The sequence below is a fragment of the Pseudomonas sp. 05N434 genome (assembly GCF_056396965.1).
The window spans coordinates 1-4778 of record NZ_JBFTMK010000393.1 but is presented as its reverse complement, the minus strand read 5'-3'; the positions used below and the strand labels follow the sequence as shown (position 1 = coordinate 4778).

General features: G+C 60.5%; 5 protein-coding genes. 1 reads left to right on the top strand and 4 read right to left on the bottom strand.

Annotated elements, in window-relative coordinates; translation table 11 throughout:
* The first annotated feature begins 530 nt into the window (after positions 1-530).
* Positions 531-1442 (top strand): LysR family transcriptional regulator, encoded by a 912-nt coding sequence (locus AC1DLB_RS21560; protein ID WP_019648652.1) that lies wholly within the window; start codon positions 531-533, stop codon positions 1440-1442.
* 15 nt (positions 1443-1457) lie between these two features.
* Here the strand turns inward: AC1DLB_RS21560 and argE are convergent, their stop codons facing one another.
* The 4 genes from argE to AC1DLB_RS21540 all read right to left on the bottom strand — a co-directional run.
* Positions 1458-2609: an acetylornithine deacetylase gene (gene argE, locus AC1DLB_RS21555; protein ID WP_477744647.1), complete on the bottom strand. Its 1152-nt coding sequence runs from the start codon at positions 2607-2609 to the stop codon at positions 1458-1460.
* Positions 2606-3283, bottom strand: coding sequence for a DUF1028 domain-containing protein (locus tag AC1DLB_RS21550; protein WP_258612282.1), 678 nt, complete (start codon positions 3281-3283; stop codon positions 2606-2608). Before AC1DLB_RS21550 ends, argE begins: the two co-directional genes overlap by 4 nt.
* 156 nt (positions 3284-3439) lie before the next feature.
* Positions 3440-3856: a RidA family protein gene (locus AC1DLB_RS21545; protein ID WP_018930235.1), complete on the bottom strand. Its 417-nt coding sequence runs from the start codon at positions 3854-3856 to the stop codon at positions 3440-3442.
* A gap of 24 nt (positions 3857-3880) precedes the next feature.
* Positions 3881-4778, bottom strand: an 898-nt coding sequence (locus tag AC1DLB_RS21540) for an NAD(P)/FAD-dependent oxidoreductase (RefSeq protein ID WP_477785605.1), incomplete at its 5' end; no start/stop codon positions are given.

Below are 4778 nucleotides of genomic sequence, written 5' to 3'. Positions count from 1 at the left end.
CTTCCGGGGGGACGTATCCAATCGTGTGTTTTTCGATGAGCGGAGCGGAGGGTGTTGCTGCGGTGGACATGGTGAACTCCAAGGCAAGGATGAGTACGTGGACGTACTTCGGTGAGCGCCGCGCGAGCGACGCTTTTCTTGTTGGAGCGATGATGTGCAATGCGTCGGGATAGATAAATTAGTAAGTTTGTTGCTTCAAACCTTAAAAAATATATGCCCGGGGTTTTGGTGTGTCGGGTATGTTCAGGCTTGATCCTGAGCGTCCTTGGATACTCCGTAATGCCTGGTTTTGTTACCTGTGGCGAGGGGGCTTCCCCCCGCTCGGCTGCGAAGCAGTCGTAAAACCGCTGCATGCGGTGCACCTGATACACCATGGTTGCAGGTTTTGGAGCCGCTTCGCGACCCAACGGGGGCAAGCCCCCTCGCCACAGAGTTGTGCGTCGACTGATCCCGCAGGCTTCGCCAGCTCTTACAGTAATTGTGTTCCGCGGAAGTTTTTTGATTTTGATGTGTTGTGTCTGGAGGTCCCCATGGCCGCTTACAACCTGCGACAGCTCAAGTATTTCGTCACCACCGCCGACTGCGGCAGCGTGGCGGAGGCTTCGCGCAAGCTTTATATCGCGCAGCCGTCGGTGTCGACGGCGATCAAGCACCTTGAAGAAAGTTTTGGCGTGCAGCTGTTTATCCGGCATCACGCCCAGGGTGTTTCGCTGACGCCGAGCGGGTCGCGGTTTTATCGCAAGGCGCTGGAGCTGCTGCGGGTCGCGCATGAGTTTGAGCAGAACGCGCTGGCTGACAACGACGTGGTCGCGGGGCAGATCGATATTGGCTGTTTTGAAACGGTGGCGCCGCTGTACCTGCCGCGTTTGATCGCTGGTTTCAAGGAGCGTTGGCCAGGTGTGGAGATCCGCATTCGCGATGGCGAACAGCAGGAACTGGTGCAGGCACTGACCGCCGGCAGCATCGACCTGGCGATGCTGTTCGAACACGATCTGGACAGCACGATTGAGACAGTGCCGCTGATGCCGCCGCAGCAGCCCTACGCCTTGCTGCCGGCGGATCACCGCTTCGCGCAACAGGCGAAAGTGTCGCTGAATGACCTGGTGCTGGAGCCGATGATATTGCTGGACGTGGTGCCGAGCCGGACCTACTTCGTGAGCATTTTTGAAGAGCGCGGGCTGACGCCGCACATTGTGTTCAGCTCACCTTCGATTGAGATGGTGCGGGGGATGGTCGGGCGCGGTTTTGGCTTTTCGATTCTGGTCACCAAACCGTTTTCCGAATACACCTATGACGGGCAGAAAGTCGTGTGCATACCGCTGGCCGAGACCGTGACCGGTTCGGGTCTGTCGGCGGCATGGTTGAGAAGGTCGCAGCTGACCAAACCGGTGCAGCTGTTCGTGGATTACTGCCAGGAAGAACTGGCCCGACTGTATACCTGAGCGTCGGGCCAACCATCAGCGGCTGATTGATAACAGCATCCGTTGCAGCATTTCATCGCAGCCGTTCAATTGTTCGAGGCTGACAAATTCGTCCGGCTTATGACCCTGATCCATGCTGCCCGGACCGCACACCACTGTCGCAATTCCCGCCGCGTCAAACAGACCGCCCTCGGTGCCAAACGCCACCGTACCGAACTCCCCAGAACCGGAAAATGCCGTGATCAGCTCAGCGGCTTCGCTGTGCGCATCGGTCGCCAAACCGGGATAGGCCGACAATTCACTGAAGCGGATTTCACTCTGATCACTCACGGCGCGCATGCGCGGTAGCACTTGTTGCTCGGCGTAGGTCTGCAATTCCTGCGCAACGAGGCCAGGGTCTTGTGAGGGCAGGGCGCGGATTTCAAAGTCAAAGCGGCAATCGGCGGGGACGATGTTCAAGGCTTTTCCGCCGGAGATGACGCCGGTTTGCACGGTGCTGAACGGCGGATCGAAACGGGTGTCGTGATGCTCCGGTGCCTTGAGCCTGTGGCCAATCCGCCCCAGTTCGCCGATCAGTTCGGCGGCGTATTCAATCGCATTGACCCCGAGCGGCGCGTACGCCGAATGGCAGGCTTCGCCATGAATGTCGCAGCGCATCGCCAGCTTGCCCTTGTGGCCCAGCACCGGTTTGAGTTCGGTGGGTTCGCCAATGATGCAGAGCATCGGTTTGACCGGGCGCTGTTCGAGGGCTTTCAAAAGCGAACGAACGCCGAGACAGCCGACTTCCTCATCGTAGGACAGCGCGATGTGCACCGGCAGTCGCAACGAGGCCTTCACCAGTGACGGCACCAGGGCGAGTACACAGGCGATGTAGCCTTTCATGTCCGCGGTGCCGCGACCGTACAGGTTGCCGTCGCGTTCGGTGAGCTGGAATGGCGCGACGGTCCACGGCTGGCCGTCGACGGGCACCACATCGGTGTGCCCCGACAACACGATGCCCGGCTGATCCGCCGGGCCAATGGTGGCGAACAGATTGGCCTTGCTGCGCTCGTCGTTGTAGATCAATTCGCAAGGCACCTCGAAGCGGGCGAGGTAGTCGCGGACGAACTCGATCAGCTGCAGATTTGATTCGCGGCTGGTGGTGTCGAACGCCACCAAGGCTTCAAGCAAATCGCGGCTGTTGCTCATCGGTCGTCTCCGGCAACACCGTAGCCAGGGGATTTGTCGGGGGCGAGGGCGCGGTCGATGTAGTCCTTGACCTGTGGGCGATAGGCGTCCCACAACTGCTGCAATTTGCCTATCGGATCTTCATCAGCCCAATCGACCCGCAGGTTGATGATCGGCCAGGTCAGTTCGCCGACCACTACAACGGCAGCCGAATGCACCGGCCCGGCTTCACCGCCTGCGACCACCGCCGCTTTCATCGCGGTGAGCAAGCGATCGGTCAGTTGGCCCTCGCCATGTTCGTACGCCTCGACCATGGCCTGGATCACGGCTCGGTCCGCGAGCATGTTGCCGGCGGCCACGCATTGCTCGCCCGACACGGCGTTGTGGTTGCCCAGGGTTTCTGAGCCGCTGAAATGCGCGGTGCGACCGAGGTGGTCAATCGCCGTGATTTGTCGGTATTGGCTGTAGCCGTTGCGGGTCAATGCCTTGTCCAGAGCCTCGGCAGGTGCGAGGCCTTGTTCCATGAGGGCGAGGGTTTCCGGGCCGAGGGATGGCAGGGTGATATTTTGTGTGGAGACCGCGCCGACACCGGGCAATAGCCAGGGGCAGCGGGCGCCGACGGCGATGCTTGAGGAACTGATTGCAATGCCGAACTGACCGGTTTCGGGGCAACGGGCGGCGATGGAGAAGGTCATGGTTTTGCTCCTTGGTTGGCCTTGGCAAAGTTGTTGTCTGTGCGGGCGTCTTCGCGAGCAAGCTTCGCTCCTACAGATGATCAGGGTCGTTCATGAAACAGCGATCTACTGTAGGAGCGAAGCTTGCTCGCGAAAGCCGCGACTCGGTCTACCTGCTTACTCAGGAATCACCGCAATCACATCAATCTCCATCAGCCACTGCGGCTGCCCCAGTGCCGACACCACCAACCCGGTGGAAATCGGAAACACCCCTTTGAGCCACTTGCCCACTTCCCGATAAACCGGCTCGCGGTAACGCGGGTCGATCAGGTAAGTGGTGGTTTTGACAATGTGGCTGAGGTCGCTGCCAGCTTCCTCCAGCAACTGTTTGACGTTGCGCATGGCTTGCTCGGTTTGCGCACGCGGGTCGCCGAGGCCCACCAGGTTGCCTTCGAAATCGGTGCCGACCTGGCCGCGAACATAAACGGTGTTGCCGGCCCGCACGGCCTGGCACAGGTCATTATCCAGGCTCTGGTTCGGGTAGGTTTCCTTGGTGTTGAACATGCGAATACGGGTATGGGTTGGCGTGGACATCTGAGGCTCCTGAAGAACTATTCGTTAAGCGCTGACGGTGGTTTTATGCGCGACGGGGGCGGTTTCAGCTTCGCGTTGCAGGGCATCGCGGTAGTCGTGGTATGAGCGCTGAATGGCGATCTGATCAGCCACGTACTTGGCGTCGTGCCAAACACCCCAGATGAACGAAGAGCCGCGACGCGATTGCCATGGCAGGCCGAGGAAATACACCCCAGGCTCGCTCGACACTCCGCGCTGATGCTGCGGCTTGCCGTTGTCGTCGAACGCGTTGACCTTCAGCCAGCTGTAATCCGTGGCAAACCCGGTGGCCCAGATGATCGACGTCACGCCAGCCTTGGCCAGGTCGAGTTCAAGAATCGGGTTAGTGACGCAATCCGGATCCGGGAAGGTATGCCGCGCCTCAGGTTCTTCCGGCAGGTCCAGGCCATTGCGCTCGACGTAGGCGTCGGCGGCATTGAGCAGCGCCAGATAGTTCTCATCGCCGCGTGCCAGGTTGTCGGCAAGGTTGGGCTGGAACGTCGCCACGCTGCCATTGAACGATTGGGTCAGACCCACCAGCGTCATTCCGCGATGGGCCAGCCCACGGAAGTCCACCGTACGGCCACCATGCGCGCCGCTCACCGCGATGGTCACGTGTTCCCGGCCGGGTTTCATCGCTGCCTGATCCCACTCGCCGAGCACGCCCAGCCACCAGCAGAAATCACGGTTGCGATAGGCGCGAGGAGGGCGATCGTGCGCACCCACCGAGAGGTAAACCTGCTTGCCGGCACTCTGTAATTCATCGGCGATCTGCACCCCGGACGAGCCGGSGCCCACCACCAGCACAGCGCCCTCTGGCAGTTGCTGCGGGTTGCGGTATTCGGCGGAGTGGATCTGGGTGAATGGCTGATCTTTCGGCGCGATCGGCGGAATAACCGGGCGC

Bases quoted from the DNA above. Each gene is read 5' to 3' on its own strand.
- AC1DLB_RS21545 (WP_018930235.1), bottom strand. From the start codon at position 3,856: ATGTCCACGCCAACCCATACCCGTATTCGCATGTTCAACACCAAGGAA.
- AC1DLB_RS21550 (WP_258612282.1), bottom strand. From the start codon at position 3,283: ATGACCTTCTCCATCGCCGCCCGTTGCCCCGAAACCGGTCAGTTCGGC.
- argE (WP_477744647.1), bottom strand. From the start codon at position 2,609: ATGAGCAACAGCCGCGATTTGCTTGAAGCCTTGGTGGCGTTCGACACC.
- AC1DLB_RS21560 (WP_019648652.1), top strand. From the start codon at position 531: ATGGCCGCTTACAACCTGCGACAGCTCAAGTATTTCGTCACCACCGCC.